The following is a 15758-nucleotide window of genomic DNA, read 5'->3' as shown; positions in this document are numbered from 1 at the left end:
CCGCACCCGCTACGAACGACGCGCCGATCTCCACCAGGGCCTGCTCGAACTGGCCTGCAGTCTCATATGCCTCCGCCGCCTACGAACCTCATTCTAAGTCCTCCGACGGCTCGGCGATCTCGTCCTGGCCTGTCGCCGTCACCAGTGGTGTCCCGGCGGCCTTGACGTGGAACGTCACCGACTCCCTGTCCGAGGACGGTTTGCTCGACATCCGGGCGGCCTTCACGGACGGTACGACGACTGCCTACTCGTCGGCCCACACGATCACCTTGGACCGCAACGCCGGCACCGCCCCCAGCGCAGATGTCGGCCCCGGTTCTGTCAACGCTCTGACCGGCGACTTCACCCTGTCCGACACGGACGCCTCCGGCTTCGACCTGTCCGTGTCGCGGACCGCCTCCTCCCGCCGCCCAAGTGCGGGTTCGGATGCCGAAGGCCAGGTGGCGATCTTCGGCCCGCAGTGGACCTCCGGGACCACTGCCGAGATCACTGACTCCGACTGGGCCTACATCCGTAAGACCTCCGGGACCTCGACCTCCGCGACCTCGGTGGCCCTGGTCGACGCGGACGGCGACGAGACCGGGTTCACCGCCACCTCTGCGGGGGGCTGGAAGTCCGAGCCCGGCTCGGAGTACCTGACCCTGACCGGTTCGCTGACCGGATCGTTTACACTCAAGGACGACCAGGGCACGACCACCACGTTTGCGAAGGTGGACTCGGCGGCGACGACCTGGCAGGTGGCCAGCACCTACTTGGCGACCGACAACTCCACCACCAAGGTGGTCTCAGAGAAGGTCACCTCCGGCAGCAGCACCCTGGCCCGCCCGAAGTACATCATCGCCCCCACCTCGGCGGTGTCGTCCTCGACGTGTGAGACCACGCCGTCGACGAAGGGCTGCCGGGTTATGGAGTTTGTCTACGCCACCTCCACTACCGCCACCTCCACCGCGCTGGGCGACTACAGCGGGCAGGTCAAGCAGATCAAGGAGTGGGCCACCGACCCGGGTGCCTCGGCGGCGACCGCCACGGTGGTCGCCCAGTACTCCTACGACGACTCCGGCCGGCTGCGTGAGGACTGGGACCCCAGGATCAGCCCCGCGCTGAAGACGACCTACACCTACGACTCGGCAGGCCGGGTCGTCACACTGACCCCGGCCGGCGAACTGCCATGGACATTCACCTACGGCACGGCCGGCAACGCGGCCACCGCCGGTTCGGGGATGCTGCTGTCGGCTTCCCGGCCGAACCTGAAGGCGGGCAGCAAGAGCGAGACCGACGGCACGACAGCCACCACGAGCGTGGTCTATGACGTGCCGCTGACCGGCTCCAAGGCGCCCAACGCGATGGGTACCTCGGACGTCGGAGCCTGGGGCCAGACGGACGTGTCGACCGACGCGACGGCCGTCTTCCCAGCCGACGCCGTGCCGTCGTCCAACACCGGCAGCGACCTGGCCGCCTCTGACTACAAGCGGGCGACGATCACCTACAGCGACGCCTCCGGCCGCGCGGTGAACACGGCCACGCCAGGTGGTCATGTCGACATGACCGAGTACGACCGCTTCGGCAACACCATCCGCGAGCTGACCGCCTCCAACCGCGAGTTGGCTCTGGCCACCAGCGGTGACAGGCTGGCCGAGCAGGTCGCACTGAGCATCGACCAGATGAGCAGCGCCGACCGGGCAGAGTTGCTGTCCACCCGCTCGGTGTACTCCAGCGACGGCCTGCGGACGCTGGACCAGAAGGGCCCGCTGCACCTGGCCACCCTCACCTCCACCCTCGCCGCAGGATCCGGTGGAACCGACGTGCCCGCCGGAACCTCATGGCCGGTCCGCCAGCACACCGTCAACACCTACGACGAGAACCGCCCCACCGACGGCACCGCCACCGTCGCCAACCAGATAACCACCACCAAGGTCGGGGCGTGGGCCAACGGCTACCCCTCCGATACCGACGTACGAACCACGAGTACGCAGTATGACTGGGTCAAGGGCCTGCCCACGGCCACCATCACCGACCCGTCCGGCCTGGCGCTGAAGACCACCACGTCGTACGACTCTCAGGGCCGGGTCACCAAGACCACCCTGCCGAAGTCGTCCGGCTCGGACGCCGGAGCCACGGTCACCACGTACTACTCGGCCACCGGCAGCGGTGCCTGTAACGGAAAGCCCGAGTGGGCCGACTTCGTCTGCTCCACCGGCCCGGCCGGCGCCATCACGCTCGGCGGCTCCAACCCCACCGAACTGCCCACCAAGACCGTCGAATACGACCGCTGGGGCAACGCCGCCAAGACCACGGAGACCGCGAACTCGGTCACCCGCACCGCCATCAACACCCACGACGGCGCGGGCCGCGTCCAGACCACCTCGGTGAGCGGTGGGGTGGGCACGGCCGTGCCAGACACCACCACCACCTACGACACCGACAGCGGCGACGTGGCCACGGTCACCTCCAACGGACAGACCATCACCCACACCTATGACCAGCTCGGACGGGAGATCTCCTACAGCGACGGCGCGGGCAACACCGCCGCCACGCAGTACGACGCGCTCGGCCGGCCGGTGAAGACCACCGACTCCGCCCCGTCGACCACCACCTACACCTACGACACGTCCAAGGACCCGCGGGGGCTGGAGACCTCGCGCACCGACTCGGTCGCCGGCACCTTCGCCGCGACCTACGACGCGGAGGGTGAACTCGCCACCGAATCGCTGCCGGGCGGCTACACCCTGACCATCGGCCAGGACGAGACCGGCGCCGAGACCTCCCGGGTCTACACCCAGGACAGCGACAACACTGTCGTCGCCTCCGACACCACGGACGAAAGCGTCCAAGGCCAGGTCGTTGACGACACCAACACCGCCGGCCAGACCCGCAGCCGCAACTACACCTACGACGCGGCCGGACGCCTCACCCGGGCGGACGACACCGACCCGGACGGCGCCTGCACCCGCCGCGACTACACCTTCGACAACAACACCAACCGCACTGCCCTGGCCACCTCGACCAGCGACGTCGGCGCGGCCTGCACCTCCACCGGCGCCACCACCACGTCGTACTCCTACGACAGCGCCGACCGCCTGGTCACCTCCGGAACGGTCTACGACGCCTTCGGCCGCACCACCACCCAGGCGTCCGGCGCCACCATCGGCTACTACGCCAACGACCTCGTCCGCCAGCAGACCAAGGACAGCAAGCGCCAGACCTGGTCGCTGGACGCGGCCGGCCGCCTGGCCTCCTGGACCACCGAGTCCCAGGGAACAGACAGCACCTGGACCCAGACCGGATCCAAGACCAACCACTACGGCTCCGATGGTGACAGCCCCGACTGGATCCAGGAGACCAGCTCCACCATCACACGCAATGTCCAGGGCAGCAGCGGAGACCTGGACGCGATCACCAGCGCGTCCGGCGACACCGTCCTGCAGCTGACCGACATCCATGGTGATGTGACAGTCCGACTGCCGCTGGACACCTCCCAGGCTGTCACCGCGCTCGCCTACGACGAGTACGGCAACGCGGAGGGCGACACCTCCACCACCCGCTACGGCTGGCTCGGCGGCAAGCAACGGTCCAGCGAGACGGTCACCGGCGCCACCCTCATGGGGATACGCCTCTACGACCCGACCACCGGACGCTTCCTGTCCGTCGACCCGGTCCCCGGAGGCTCGGCAAACGCCTACGAGTACTGCAACGGCGATCCCGTCAACAACTACGACCTCGACGGCAAGAGCTGGTGGCGTCGGGCACTGAAATACACCGCTATCGGAGCCGGCATCGCCGGCGCAATCGCATGCGGCGCCTCGGTCGTCTGCGGTATCGCTGTGGGCGCGGCAGCAGGCGCCGGTGCCTACGCTGCGTCGCACGCGGGACGGCGAAGCTGGAGATGGGGTGGATTCGCCAGGGCAACGACCGTCGGAGCCCTCAGCGGTATCGGATGGGGCGGCTTTACCCGGGGCGCCGGCCATGAAGGCATACACTTCGCCTGGCGTGGCGCAAGGCGCTTCGGAGTAAGCTTCACCAAGAAGGCATCCGCACGCGGCAGCAATTTCTGGTGGAACCGCGCCGGAAGATACAGCAACAACTTCCGCATTCACAGTCACCGCATTCCGGGAATGTCGCGCTGGAAGTTCGTCCACTACCACCGTCGTGGAAACGGAAACATCGGAAATCACAGGCCGTGGCAGGGAAGGTGGTAACCACGAACAACGAGCAAGGGCAAGCGGACAACGCGGTCTCCTTTCCGATCGTTCTGATCGACGACGATCATTGGCTGACCGTGTGCGGATCCTTGCCGGACCTACAACTGGCCGTCGAGCCGGATTTCCTCGATGACATCGTGGCCGGATATGATGCGCTGGCTCGCCCTCTGCAGCTCTTCGCACAAGAGAAAAACGGCAGTTGGGGTACGAGGGATGCTGATACGATGGTCCGGGTGTCAGGAGCACCCGAACCGGAAGCACTTCAGCGAGACGTTCGGAGCTTCTTTTCGCTCTGGACCGATGAAGAGGAACCCGGGTTCGGTGACGATCTACTGCAGTACATCAACTCCGTAAAGTCCCGCGTAGAAACAGTGCGGACCCGGAGAAAAGCAAGAAGGCCAGAGGATCAGATTTGACGCCGTTGACGGCCCGCCATATTTCTTGGCGGGCCGTCGACGGTCTCCTGGCATCATGGCCCCGGAATGGCCCCACCCGATATCAGGTGACAAGGCATAGGGCCCAGGAGCTGGTTGGCTCGTGGACCCTGATCATGATGGTCACAGGGTTGGTGTGCGGGAGCCCATGAATATTCTCCGCCCCCGGAGATACGCCTACGGTGCGGCCAGGAAATGAAACGGGCACACCTCCGACAGCCACGTGATCACCTGATCCAGCGATAGCACCACACCTGTTGCAACGAGTAGGCTCAGGCGAGCCGGGGCTGAGCTGCATCAACCGGAACGTCCCGTCACCGCTACGCTCCGAACCCCCGGAGAGTTCGTGTTCTCGAGTTGGTGGGTGACGACGATCGTCATGCGTTCGGCGGCGATGCGCTTGATCTGGAGGAAAATGGCGTGCTCCCCACGGGCGTCCATCTGCGAGGTCGGCTCGTCCAGGATCAGGAGCGGTGTCCGCCGGTACAGTGCGCGGCCGCACACGAGTCGCTGCCACTGTCCTCCGGACAGTTCCGCGCCGCCCCACAGTTCTCTGGCGAGGAGGGTGTCCAGCTGCTTGGGGAGCTTCTCGATCGCCTCACGCATGCCGACGGCGTCGACGACGTCCCACACCGGCCCGTCGTCGTACGTCCTGGGCCGGCCGAGAGTGATGTTCTCGCGGGCGCGCACCGGCCAGCACGCGAAGTTCTGCGGGACGAGCGCGGTGCGCTTCCACACGGCGTCGGGGTCGGCGTCCGCGAGGTCGACGCCGTCCCACAGGACCCGTCCCTCGTCGGCGAGCAGGATGCCGGTGATGAGCTTGGTCAGGGTCGACTTGCCCGAGCCGTTCTCGCCGACGACGGCCACGATCTCGCCGCGCCGGAGCGTGAGCGACACCCCGGCGACGGCCGGCTCCTCCTTGCCGGGGTACCGGTACGCGACCTCGTCGAGGCGGATCTCGTCCACGCGCTCGGGGATGACCGACTCCCCTCGTTTCGGCGCGCGTTCACTCGCCATCTCCAGGAAGGACCGCATGTCCGCCAGATAGAGCGAGGTGTGGAACATCGCGGCACCGTGGATGACGAACTGGGACAGCGCGCCCAGTGTGGTCTGTACGGCGACCACGGCGGTGGCCGCGACAGGCAGGGCGATCCGGCCGGACACGGCCAGCCACGCCAGGGTGGCCCAGGTACACAGCAGGAAGATCCCGCCCAGGGCACTGGTGGCCACGACGATGCGCAGCATGCGGGGGGCCGCGGTGAGCATGCGCTGGTCGATGCGCTCCGACAGGGCCCGGTACCAGTAGATCAGGTAGTCCGTCATCCCGTTGGCGCGGACCTCGTCGCCGTAGCGGGAGTAGGTGGCCCAAGAGCGCATCATGGAGCGGACGTTGCGGTCGCCGACGTTCAGATAGTGGGTCTCGTAGTCGACGCGGGCGGACAGCACGGCCCCGACACCTGCCGGGATCACGGCCAGCAGGAGGAGCGGGAGCATCAGGGGGTGCAGCGCCGTGATGACGCCGCTCGCGGCGAGCATACGGATCAGGGCGGACATGAACCGCTGGGCGTCCTGCACCATCAGCGGCGTCCGGGTGACTCCGACCTCGGCGGCCTCCTGCCGGTCGGCGAATCCGTCCTCGCCGTACGCGGAGGACTCCACTCGGCACACGGCGGCGACGAGGGCGATGTCCGCCTCTGTCGTCAGCAGAGGGGTGATCCGGCCGTCGGCGTACGAGGACAGGGCGCCACTGACACGGCCGACGCCCGCAGCCGTCGTCACGACGATCAGCGCGGGCAGTGCGGCGTGCAGGCGTTCGGAGACGGCGCCGGTGGAGAGGATGTGGGTCATCGCCTGAGCGGTGAACGCGAGGACGACGGCTGCCGCGGCACCGGTGAGCAGCTGGCAGACGAGCAGGACGACGTCGCCGGTCCTGTCGACGCCCCACGCCATCCGCGCGGTGTGCCCGAGTACGGAGGGAAGCCGTCGGCACATGGCCCCGAAACCGGCGTCTGCCAGGGGGGTCTTCCCGAACTTCCCCTCGAAGCTGATGGTGGCCGGGGGCGGTGGTGGTGGCGTCTCCGCGTGCGCGTTCGCGGTCGCGTGCGCGTGCGCGTGCGCGTCCGTGTTCGAGGCGTCAGTCACAGTCACCTGGATCCCTCCTCGGGATTCGGTGCCGCACCTGGATGGCTCGGCGGTGCACGGCATAACGACGTGCCACGAGATTCGAACGCACTCGATTCCGGACGCCTTGGAGCCCATGCAGCACAAGGGGTCGAACGCGTGTGCGCCGTGACAGGGCCCTCCTCGGGCGCCATGAGTTGGCCGAAACGCCGACCGTTGAGACGCCTGTGACGTATGAGGTTTCACCTCGGGATCGGGATCCGGATCTGGATGGATCTGGATCAGGATCTGGATCCGGGCGGATCGGGATCGGGTCGGGGTGGATCGGGGTCAGCGGAGGGCTCCTTCTCCCCACTGCCGGTCCGCGAGATCGATCCCGCCGGATAACCGCTGTGCCGATACCCACGAACCCGGAAGACTGCCGGCATGGAATTCCTCTGCTACCACCGTGATCGGCAGGACTCCCTTGCGCTTCGTATGGAGTTGCTGGAAGCGCACTGGTCGTACATGGACCGGTACGAGAAGGAGATGATCGCCCGCGGCCCGACCCTCGCCGCCGACGGCGAGAAGCCCACCGGCAGTGTCCACATCGTCGATCTGCCCGATCCCGCCGCCGCCCGCGCGTTCGCCTTCGACGAGCCCGGCTACCAGGCGGGCGTGTACCGGGACGTGCTGCTGCGCCGGTGGCGCAACCTGCTGGGCCGCACCATGTGGGACTTCCCCGGCGGACCGACCGAGGGCCCGCGCCACCTGGTCCTCGGCCTCGGCAAGGGCCATGGACCGGCCGCCGACCTCGCCGTACCGGCGGACCGGGACGGACTCATCGCCTACGGCCCCCTCCTCTCCGACGACGGCGCGACCTGGCTGGGTACGGCGACCCTGGTCAGGGCGTCCGACCCCGACACGGCACGTGCCCTCCTGACAGCGGACCGCTACGCCGAGATCGAGGTCCACCCCTGGCGGTTCGGCGGACGATCATGACGCGCTGCCGGCGTTCCGTAGATCCACAGGGGCTCTCGGGGCCCGGAACGCGTGAGCCCGCGCACAGGACGCAGGTCACGTCCTACCTCGCATCGTAGAACCAGACCGCTCCGAACAGCACAGAAACACCTCAGAACGGCACATAACGGGCATTGCTCCGTAGTCGGGTAGTACGTCACATCATTGCGCCGCGCCCCGTCGGCTGCTCAACATGGCTGACGTCGCTGGGAGCCACCGACGCAACCGGGCCGGACCACACGGCCCCACCGCATCGGACTCCAGCGCGGGCCCCGCCCACACGCCACCGCACCGCGGCCGGCGCCGAAGACGACGACCCACACTGGAGTACACCCATGACCCGCACCCGCTTCTCCCGCCTGCGCACCCTCGCCCTCACCGGCATCGCCACCACCGGCGCCGCCACCGCCGCCCTCACCCTGATGCCCACCGCCGCGCAGGCCGCCGAGCCCGTCCACGCCAAGACCACGGCGGTCACGAGCGAGAGCCGCGACCTCGTCAAGGCCCACGGCTACGCCAACAACCTCGACGGCTGGATCAAGCAGTCCCTCGACATCATGAAGTCCAAGAAGATCCCGGGCAGCTACGACGGCCTCAAGCGCAACATCATGCGCGAGTCCAGCGGCAACCCCAACGCCCAGAACAACTGGGACATCAACGCCCGGAACGGCATCCCCTCCAAGGGCCTGCTCCAGGTCATCCAGCCGACCTTCAACGCCTACCACGTCGAGGGCACCTCCCACAGCATCACCGACCCGGTCGCCAACATCACCGCGGCGGCCAACTACGCGGCCCACCGCTACGGTTCGATCGACAACGTCAACTCCGCCTACTGATCAGGCGTACGGAGAGCGGGGGGACCGCCACTCCGGGCAAGCGCATGAAGACCGTGATCGGCCGACGGATCGGCTGCCGGTGGCCGGCATGCCCGCACCCCGCAGATCGTCAGCGGACGACGTCGAAGATCTGCTTCTGCAGGCCGTTGGTGTAGACGTCGTGCGCGACCAGCTTCAGCTTCTGGGTGTCCTTGTCCGTGGCACTGAACAGCCGCTTGCCGGCGCCGAGCAGCAGCGGGAAGACGAGCAGGTGGTAGCGGTCGATCAGGCCGGCGTCCGAGAGGTCGTGGTTCAGGCGGGCGCTGCCGTGGACGATGATCGGACCACCCTCGGTCTCCTTGAGGGCGGCGACCTCGTCGAGTGAGCGCAGGATCGCGGTCTCGCCCCAGTTGGTGACCAGATCGCCCTCGGTGAGGGTGGTGGAGACGACGTACTTCGGCATCGCGTTGTACCGCGCGAACTCCTCCATGTCCGGCCAGACCGGGCTGAACGCCTCATAGCTGGCCCGGCCCATCAGGACCGCGGTGGCGCCCTGCTGCTCCCGCCCCTTGATCTCGAAGGCCTCGGGCACGAACTCGATGTCCTTGAAGGTCCATCCGGAGTTCCGGTAGCCGGGTTCGCCGCCCGGGGCCTCCATGACGCCGTCGAGGGAGATGAAGGCGGTGCTGATCAGGGTTCGCATGGCGGATTCCTCGAAGTCTCGATGGCTGGGCGTCTTGGCGCCACTGGGTGTCGTGCCGTCTCGGCGACTTGGCGACTTGGTGTCGTGGTGTCTTGGTGTCTCGCGGACAGTTCCCGTGCGGCGGCACCGCCCCAGGATCCCTCCGACAAAATTATTTGTCAAGAAAAGCAAAGTCGTCGGCTGGGGGAAAGCAACGGGTTGTGAAGCGCCGGGGACAGCTGGTGAAGTGTCCACGACTGCTCCGGACGCCCGGCTGAAGGGACTTCGACGCGATGTCACTCACCCCCGCCCCGGCGGAGCCGATAACACCCGATGCGGTGCGCGAGGTGCCGGAGACACTGCTCACCCAGTCATGGCTGGACCTGTCGTTCCTGCACTGGGCCGCCGACCCCACGGACGTGGCGCCGTTGCTGCCGGACGGGACCGTGCCGGACACGCACGACGGGCTCACCTACATCGGGCTGGTGGCCTTCCGCATGTACCGGGTCGGCTGGTTCAGGGTGCCGGGGATTCCGTACCTCGGCACGTTCCCGGAGACCAACGTGCGGCTCTACTCGGTGGACCGGCACGGCCGGCGCGGTGTCGTGTTCCGCTCGTTGGAGGCCTCGCGGCTGTTGCCGGTGGCCATCGGTCGCGGAGCGTTCCGGCTGCCCTACATGTGGGCCAGGATGGGGATCCGGCGGGACGGGGACACCATCGGCTACACCAGCAGTCGGCGCTGGCCGGGGCCGCGTGGGCTGCGCTGCCGGCTCGCGGTCCGTATCGGTGAGCGGATCGAGGAGCCGACCGCCCTCGAACACTTCCTGACCGCCCGCTGGGGCATGCACAACACCTTCTTCGGGCGCCCGTTGTACCTGCCCAACGTCCACCCGCGCTGGCCACTGCACCGCGCGGAACTCCTGCACTGCGAAGACGAGTTGGTGGTCGCGGCCGGGCTGCCGGCGCCGGTCGGGCCGCCGGTGAGTGTGCTGTACTCCCCCGGCGTGCCGGTCCGCTTCGGCGCGCCCTTGCGCCCAGGCGGCCTGCCGACCCCCTGAGGTCTCACCCAGTTGACGAAACGGTCGCACCCCACCTTCCTCGCCGACTCCGCCTCGCGTCGAACAGCCGGAAGGGATGCGTACCGCTCCCGGTCACGCTGAGGCGGACAACTGCTTGCGCACCCATGACGGATCGGGGTTGACGTGCGGCTCGCCGCCTATGAAGACGGTCGGCACGGTCTCGTTGCCGTTGTTGACCACTCGCACCGCCGCAGCTCCCTCGGGGTCACGCCAGATGTCGACCCAGTACGCCTGCTCGGCGTGGCGCCCCAGCCGGAGGCGCAGTCGCTGGCAGTACGTGCAGCCCGGCCGCCAGTAGACGATCGGCCGGCCGTCGGCCGCACTACGACGTTGTGCCTCCTGCGCGCCGATCGAACTCGGGAAGATCAGCGGCGAGTTCACGCCCGCGAGCACCACGAACGCCAGCGCGCCCACTGCGGCCGCGCCGGGGCTTCCCCCCACGATCAGCGCCGTCGCGAAAACCGCGCCACAGAGCACCAACACCACCGGCAGGAACCACGCGCGCGTCATCATGGTGCCCCAGGTTACCGATCGGCGATTCGACGAGCCGAAGTGCTCGGCGTGCGAAGGCCGTTATGCGTTGGCCCCGTGGGCCCGGAGTGTCGGCGGAGTGTCCGGCGAGTGGTCATGTGGCGTGGAGGAGTTCCAGGGCCTGCTTCAGGTTGTGCTCGGCGATGCCCGCCATGAGGGCACGGTCGGGGAAGTCGCCGTCGAGCAGGCGCAGCGGACCCGCCGTCAGGGAGAGCCGTTGTGCCAGCGTGTACAGGGCGAGACGGTTCTCGTCCAGTCCGTCCGTCTCCAGTGCCTGGTAGGCGGTGTCGAGGCGGATGCGGAGGAAGACGTGTTCCCACTCGACGTCGAAGTACGTCGTGCCCTCGATGTCGATCACCACGGGGTTCCCGTGCGTGTCCACGAGCACGTGGTCGGGGCCCAGTTCGCCGTGTACGACCGCGTACTGCGCGCGTGGCCGTACCGCCGCCGCCAGTTCCAGCAGCCGTTCCTCCAGGCGGTCACGGGCTGCCGCGATCCGCGGGTCGCGCGAGGCCGCCTCGGCGAGGTCCCACAGCGCTCGGTCGAGGACGACGCCCTCGCACGACGTCCCGCGCGAGGTTCCTCCTCCGTCGACGACGGCCACCTTGCCGTACGCCGGTGCCCGGTGACGCCGCATCGCGTCCAGCGCCTCCCCGAGCCTGCCCAGCACGGGAGTTGCGGCCTGCGGGTCCCGGCTGAGCAGGGTCTGCAGGTTCTCGCCCGGGAGGTCCTCTACGACGGCGAGGTCGGCCGGGCAGTGGGTGCCGTCGCGGTCGACGAGACGGATGTCCGGGACGCGGACGCCGAGCGCGTGCAGTCGTGCGTGCGCGGCTTCGAACAGGCCGAGGCCGAGACCGGGCGAGAACGGGTCGGTGAGGTCGTCGTCGCCGTCGGCCGCCGGCCAGTAGTTCTCGGTGTCGTCCCACAGGTAGGCGATCGCCGTCGTCGCGTCGTCCATGACCAGGCGGTACACACCCTTCTTGCTGCCGCCCGCCACCCGCTCGACGGTCTCCAACCGGCGCCCGCCGCCCAGCGCGGCCCGCGCCGCACCCGCCCACTGCTCCCTCGTCACTATGCCGGGTGCCACGTTCCCAACCACCTCTCCGCCACGACAACCCGCGCACCCTACGCCAGGAGAGGGCCGTTCGGGGGCACAGCGCCCGGCGCGCACACACGGCACGCCCTCAACCCCCTTCCCTCATGGCTTACTTCACTCCTTGACGGGATTGGTCTGCACCTCTAGTTTCTCGGCTCGGGCAACGCATCGCGCGCCCCCACCGAAAGGCCACCCCCCACATGGCCAGACCCCTGCCCGCGGCCGGCGCCCGCACCACGTCCGCATGCGTGGTGCCCGAGGCGCAGTTCGACCAGTTGTTTCCGAGCAGGATCGCCTTCCTCGCCGACGCGGGTCATGAGAGCGGCGGCCCGGTGCACGTCGTCAAGCGCCTCGCCCCGGATGGCGACGACCTGACCTGCCGGCGCCGGCCGCTCGACAAGGAGAGGTAATGCGCAAGTCGAAGTCCCTGACCAAGGTCCTCCTCGGTGCACTCGGCGCGATGACGCTCGTCGTGGCGGTCCCGGCGAGTGCCCACGCCGACGTCCTCACCCTGCTGCCCCAGAACGCCGACGGTCTGGAACAGACCTTCTCCCCCGCCTACGACTACGACGGCGACGGCTGCTACGCCACCGCGGCGATCGGCGCCGACGGCACCATCAACCCCGGCCTGAAGCTCGGGGGCGATGTCAACGGGCACTGCCACGACTACGCCCAGCTCGCCAACGCCAACACCTACTCGCGCGAGAAGTGCAACAACGGCTGGTGCGCGGTGATGTACGCCAGCTACTTCGAGAAGGACCAGGCCACTCTCGGTCCGGCGGCCATCGGCCACACCCATGACTGGGAGCACGTCGTCGTCTGGATCAGCAACAACGAGGTCCAGTACGTCTCGGTGTCCCAGCATTCCGGCTACCAGGTGGCTCCCCGCTCCTCGGTCCGCTTCGACGGCACCCACCCCAAGATCGTCTACCACAAGGACGGCGTCTCCACCCACGACTTCCGCTTCGCCAACACCAACGACGAGCCTCCGGAGAACGTGACCGGCGGCTGGTTCTTCCCCCGTCTCGTGGGCTGGAACGGCTACCCCGCCGGGTTCCGCGACAAGTTGATGAGCGCCGACTTCGGCGCGGCCACCATCAAGATCAGGGACTCCGACTTCTCCTACGGCCTGGCGCACTCCATGCCCTCGGGCATCCCCTTCGACCCCAACGCCTGACGTTCAGCCCGCCGCGCGCCCCACCGGAGGTCGTCCGAGGTGGGGCGCGCGTCAGGTTCAGGTCGGTGTCGCGGTCGGGGTGGCCCCGGCTCGGGCCTGACTCGGGGCCTGACTCGGGGCCTGGGCCTGGGCCGTTCATCGGCCTGGGCCGTTCATGAGCCTCGGCCGTTCAGACGAGGGCGGTTGCGGCGAGGGCGAGGCCGGCCGCCCCGAAGACGATGACGTGGCGGGCGTTCTGCAGGACCCAGACCCAGCGCGGGAAGCCGGATTCGGCGGCCTTGAGCAGAGCCGCGACGTCGACGCGGGCCAGCTCCGGGTCCCCCTTGCGGGCGAACGCCGCCTGGACGGAGCCGACCGCGGTCAGGTTGCTCCACAGGATCACGCAGTTGATGGCCAGGACCAGGCCCAGGATGATCCAGTTCAGGACCCCGGTCCACGAGCTGCCCGCGAGGTTGAGGGCGGCGGTCGCGGCCAGGACGGTGGCGATGGAGGCGGGCGCCCAGGTCTCGTGGCCCCCCGCGTCGAACCGCATCCCGTTCTCCTCCAGGACGGTGGTCCGCACGCCCTGACGGCGCAGTTCGGCGTGGGCGGCGGCGGTCGCGGTGGCGCCGAAGCGGGCCCTGACGACCGGGATGCTCACGAAGGCACCGGCGACGGACAGCTGCATGGCGGCGATGAATGCGTTCATGGTCGTTTCCCCTTCAGATGTGCGCCGCCCGGTCTGTCACCGGAGCGCTTGAACTAAGTACAAGAAGAAGGTAGCTCAACGCTTGCACATAGTGCAAGTGGATTCATGAACTTAGTGCAAGTGGCGTGGTGGCGGGTCGACGCGCAGGCACAGGGCGGGGCGCGCACGCGCGCCGGCGCACGCCGGACCGTGGTCACATCCGGCCCCGAAACCGATTGCCCCCACGCGGCCGGCTCCGCATCATGCCGGAATGCGCTTCTCCGTCAACATCCCGAACTTCGGCGACTTCGCCGACCCGCGCAACGTCGCAACCGTGGCAACCGCCGCCGAACAGGCGGGCTGGGACGGGCTCTTCGTCTGGGACCACGTGCTGCACCGATCCCATCAGGGCCGCCCCTTCGGGGACCCCTGGATGCTGCTGACCGCGGCCGCGCTGGCGACGTCCCGGATCCGGCTGGGCACCCTGCTGACGCCGGTGCCCCGGTACCGCCCGCAGCAACTCGCCCGCCAGGTCGCCACGTTGGACCGGCTCAGCGGCGGCCGGGTGATCTTCGCCGCGGGCCTGGGCGGTCCCGTCGAGGACGAGTACCGCAGCTTCGGCGACACCGCCGCACCACGGGAACTCGCGGACCGGCTGGACGAGGGCCTGGAGCTGCTGGCCCGATTCTGGTCCGGTGAGCCGGTGAACCACCACGGCCCGCACTACGAGGTCCACGACGTGACGCTGCTGCCCGCCACCGTGCAGCGGCCACGGCCGCCGGTGTGGATCGGCGGGTTCTGGCCGCGCCGTCCACCCATGCGCCGGGCGGCACGGTGGGAGGGCGCGGTACCGCTCTTCGAGTCGGCACGGCATGGGCATGCGCCGGACGCCGCGGAGGTACGGGAGTTGGTCGCCTACGTACGCGAGCACCGTACGTCCGACGCCGACCGCCCCTTCGAGTTCGTGCTCGGCGGTGCCACGCCCCCGGACGCGGCCGGGGCCCTGGACGTCGTCGGCCCGCTGCGCGACGCGGGCGCCACCTGGTGGGACGAACGTCAGGTCCAGACCGGCCCCGACCTTGATCGCCTGGCTCCGGTGCTGCGCCGCGTCGAGGCGGGACCGCCGGTGGTCCGGTGATCCGGCCGGCGCACGCGTCGTTCGCGTCGGGCCCGTGGAAGTCGATCAGGTGGTCGTGGCCAGCTCGACGAGGTGTCGGGCCGTGCCGGCGGGGTCGGCGATCTGGTGGAGGTGTGCGCCGGGCAGGTGGGCCACGCGCCAGCCACGTGCGCCGGCCTCGGCGGCGAGGTCGTCGTACGGAGGGCCGAACAGCAGATAGGAGCAGGGGTGGTCGTCCCAGCCGTCGGGTACGGGGATGTGCTGCTCGTAGTAGGAGAGGGGCAGGGTGGGCTGTTCCTCGACGACCGTCTTCCGCATCGCCGGATCCGAGAACATGGGGGCGACGTCCTCCTCGTCCCACCAGTCGGTCCAGCGCGGCAGCCTGCCGTTCACAGCCAACGGGCGCAGGAACTCCAGCAGTTCGGGCGGTGCGACGGGGGTCGGCCCGGTCCGGGCCGGCAGCGCGGCGTCGACGAAGATCGAGCCGGTCACCAGGTGGTCGAGGCCCGAGCGGATCGCCGGGAGGAACAACCCCGCGTTGCTGTGCACCACCAACGTGACGGGTCTGTCGGCCGGTACGTGCCGGAGGTCGTCGCGGACGGCGCTGACGGCGCGGGGCCAGAACGGCGGGGCGCCCTCACCCACGTCCAGCAGGGACGGCACCCGCACCTGGTGTCCCGCGGCCGTCAGTCGTTCGGCCACGGGGCGCCAGGTGGAGGGGCCTACGGACGGGCTGTGCACGAGAACGAAGATCGGCTGCATACGATCATCCTGGCGCCGGACCCGGCTGATCCGCACCGGACTCGGCCGACAGCAGAACCGTCTCGCCGCGGCATGCGGC

General features: G+C 68.9%; 13 protein-coding genes and 2 pseudogenes. 9 read left to right on the top strand and 6 right to left on the bottom strand.

The genetic code is table 11. The features are described from left to right. From ACGFYV_RS35290 to ACGFYV_RS35280, 3 genes and pseudogenes are all read left to right on the top strand, one after another. Nucleotides 1-97, top strand: a pseudogene (locus tag ACGFYV_RS35290) (IS5/IS1182 family transposase); the annotation flags it as partial. Between the two features lies 1 nt (nt 98). Next, nucleotides 99-4196: pseudogene (locus ACGFYV_RS35285) on the top strand (RHS repeat-associated core domain-containing protein); the annotation flags it as partial. Beyond that, nucleotides 4178-4615, top strand: a complete 438-nt coding sequence (locus ACGFYV_RS35280) for a hypothetical protein (protein WP_393882624.1) — start codon at nt 4178-4180, stop codon at nt 4613-4615. The pseudogene ACGFYV_RS35285 and the gene ACGFYV_RS35280, both read left to right, overlap by 19 nt. 315 nt (nt 4616-4930) lie before the next feature. Here ACGFYV_RS35280 and ACGFYV_RS35275 read toward each other — a convergent pair whose 3' ends face one another. After that, nucleotides 4931-6625 carry an ATP-binding cassette domain-containing protein gene (locus ACGFYV_RS35275; protein WP_393882629.1) on the bottom strand — a complete coding sequence of 565 codons (1695 nt, stop codon included), beginning with the start codon at nt 6623-6625 and terminating at the stop codon, nt 4931-4933. Nucleotides 6626-7180: 555 nt separating this feature from the next. Here ACGFYV_RS35275 and ACGFYV_RS35270 point away from each other — a divergent pair. Together ACGFYV_RS35270 and ACGFYV_RS35265 are read left to right on the top strand one after the other, a co-directional pair. After that, nucleotides 7181-7735: a YciI family protein gene (locus ACGFYV_RS35270; RefSeq protein ID WP_393882623.1), complete on the top strand. Its 555-nt coding sequence runs from the start codon at nt 7181-7183 to the stop codon at nt 7733-7735. Nucleotides 7736-8088: 353 nt separating this feature from the next. Then, on the top strand, nt 8089-8589 hold the full coding sequence (locus ACGFYV_RS35265; protein WP_393882622.1) for a transglycosylase SLT domain-containing protein: 501 nt from the start codon (nt 8089-8091) through the stop codon (nt 8587-8589). A 109-nt stretch (nt 8590-8698) separates the two neighbouring features. Here ACGFYV_RS35265 and ACGFYV_RS35260 read toward each other — a convergent pair whose 3' ends face one another. Beyond that, nucleotides 8699-9271 (bottom strand): dihydrofolate reductase family protein, encoded by a 573-nt coding sequence (locus tag ACGFYV_RS35260; protein WP_393882621.1) that lies wholly within the window; start codon nt 9269-9271, stop codon nt 8699-8701. A gap of 272 nt (nt 9272-9543) precedes the next feature. Here ACGFYV_RS35260 and ACGFYV_RS35255 point away from each other — a divergent pair, with 272 nt between their 5' ends. Continuing rightward, complete coding sequence (locus ACGFYV_RS35255; RefSeq protein WP_393882620.1) at nt 9544-10308, top strand: YqjF family protein; 765 nt, start codon at nt 9544-9546, stop codon at nt 10306-10308. 93 nt (nt 10309-10401) lie between these two features. Here ACGFYV_RS35255 and ACGFYV_RS35250 read toward each other — a convergent pair whose 3' ends face one another. Continuing rightward, nucleotides 10402-10839 carry a glutaredoxin domain-containing protein gene (locus tag ACGFYV_RS35250; protein WP_393882628.1) on the bottom strand — a complete coding sequence of 146 codons (438 nt, stop codon included), beginning with the start codon at nt 10837-10839 and terminating at the stop codon, nt 10402-10404. Nucleotides 10840-10954: 115 nt separating this feature from the next. Next, entirely contained in the window at nt 10955-11932 is a 978-nt protein-coding gene (locus ACGFYV_RS35245) for a phosphotransferase family protein (protein ID WP_393882627.1), read from the bottom strand. A gap of 224 nt (nt 11933-12156) precedes the next feature. On the opposite strand from ACGFYV_RS35245, the gene ACGFYV_RS35240 reads away from it, so the two are divergent. Together ACGFYV_RS35240 and ACGFYV_RS35235 are read left to right on the top strand one after the other, a co-directional pair. Further along, entirely contained in the window at nt 12157-12366 is a 210-nt protein-coding gene (locus ACGFYV_RS35240) for a hypothetical protein (protein ID WP_393882619.1), read from the top strand. Next, a complete protein-coding gene (locus ACGFYV_RS35235; RefSeq protein WP_393882618.1) occupies nt 12366-13133 on the top strand; it encodes an NPP1 family protein in 768 nt (255 codons plus the stop codon). Before ACGFYV_RS35240 ends, ACGFYV_RS35235 begins: the two co-directional genes overlap by 1 nt. A 169-nt stretch (nt 13134-13302) precedes the next feature. Here ACGFYV_RS35235 and ACGFYV_RS35230 read toward each other — a convergent pair whose 3' ends face one another. Further along, entirely contained in the window at nt 13303-13821 is a 519-nt protein-coding gene (locus tag ACGFYV_RS35230; RefSeq protein WP_393882617.1) for a hypothetical protein, read from the bottom strand. Between the two features lie 250 nt (nt 13822-14071). On the opposite strand from ACGFYV_RS35230, the gene ACGFYV_RS35225 reads away from it, so the two are divergent. Beyond that, nucleotides 14072-14938, top strand: coding sequence for an LLM class flavin-dependent oxidoreductase (locus ACGFYV_RS35225; RefSeq protein WP_393882616.1), 867 nt, complete (start codon nt 14072-14074; stop codon nt 14936-14938). Nucleotides 14939-14983: 45 nt separating this feature from the next. Here ACGFYV_RS35225 and ACGFYV_RS35220 read toward each other — a convergent pair whose 3' ends face one another. After that, complete coding sequence (locus ACGFYV_RS35220; RefSeq protein WP_393882615.1) at nt 14984-15679, bottom strand: alpha/beta hydrolase; 696 nt, start codon at nt 15677-15679, stop codon at nt 14984-14986. Nucleotides 15680-15758 lie beyond the last annotated feature (79 nt).

The sequence above is a fragment of the Streptomyces sp. NPDC048297 genome (genome assembly GCF_043201585.1).
Lineage (GTDB): Bacteria > Actinomycetota > Actinomycetes > Streptomycetales > Streptomycetaceae > Streptomyces.
Note: the sequence above shows the minus strand (reverse complement) of the source record. Positions and strands in the feature narration are given on the sequence as shown.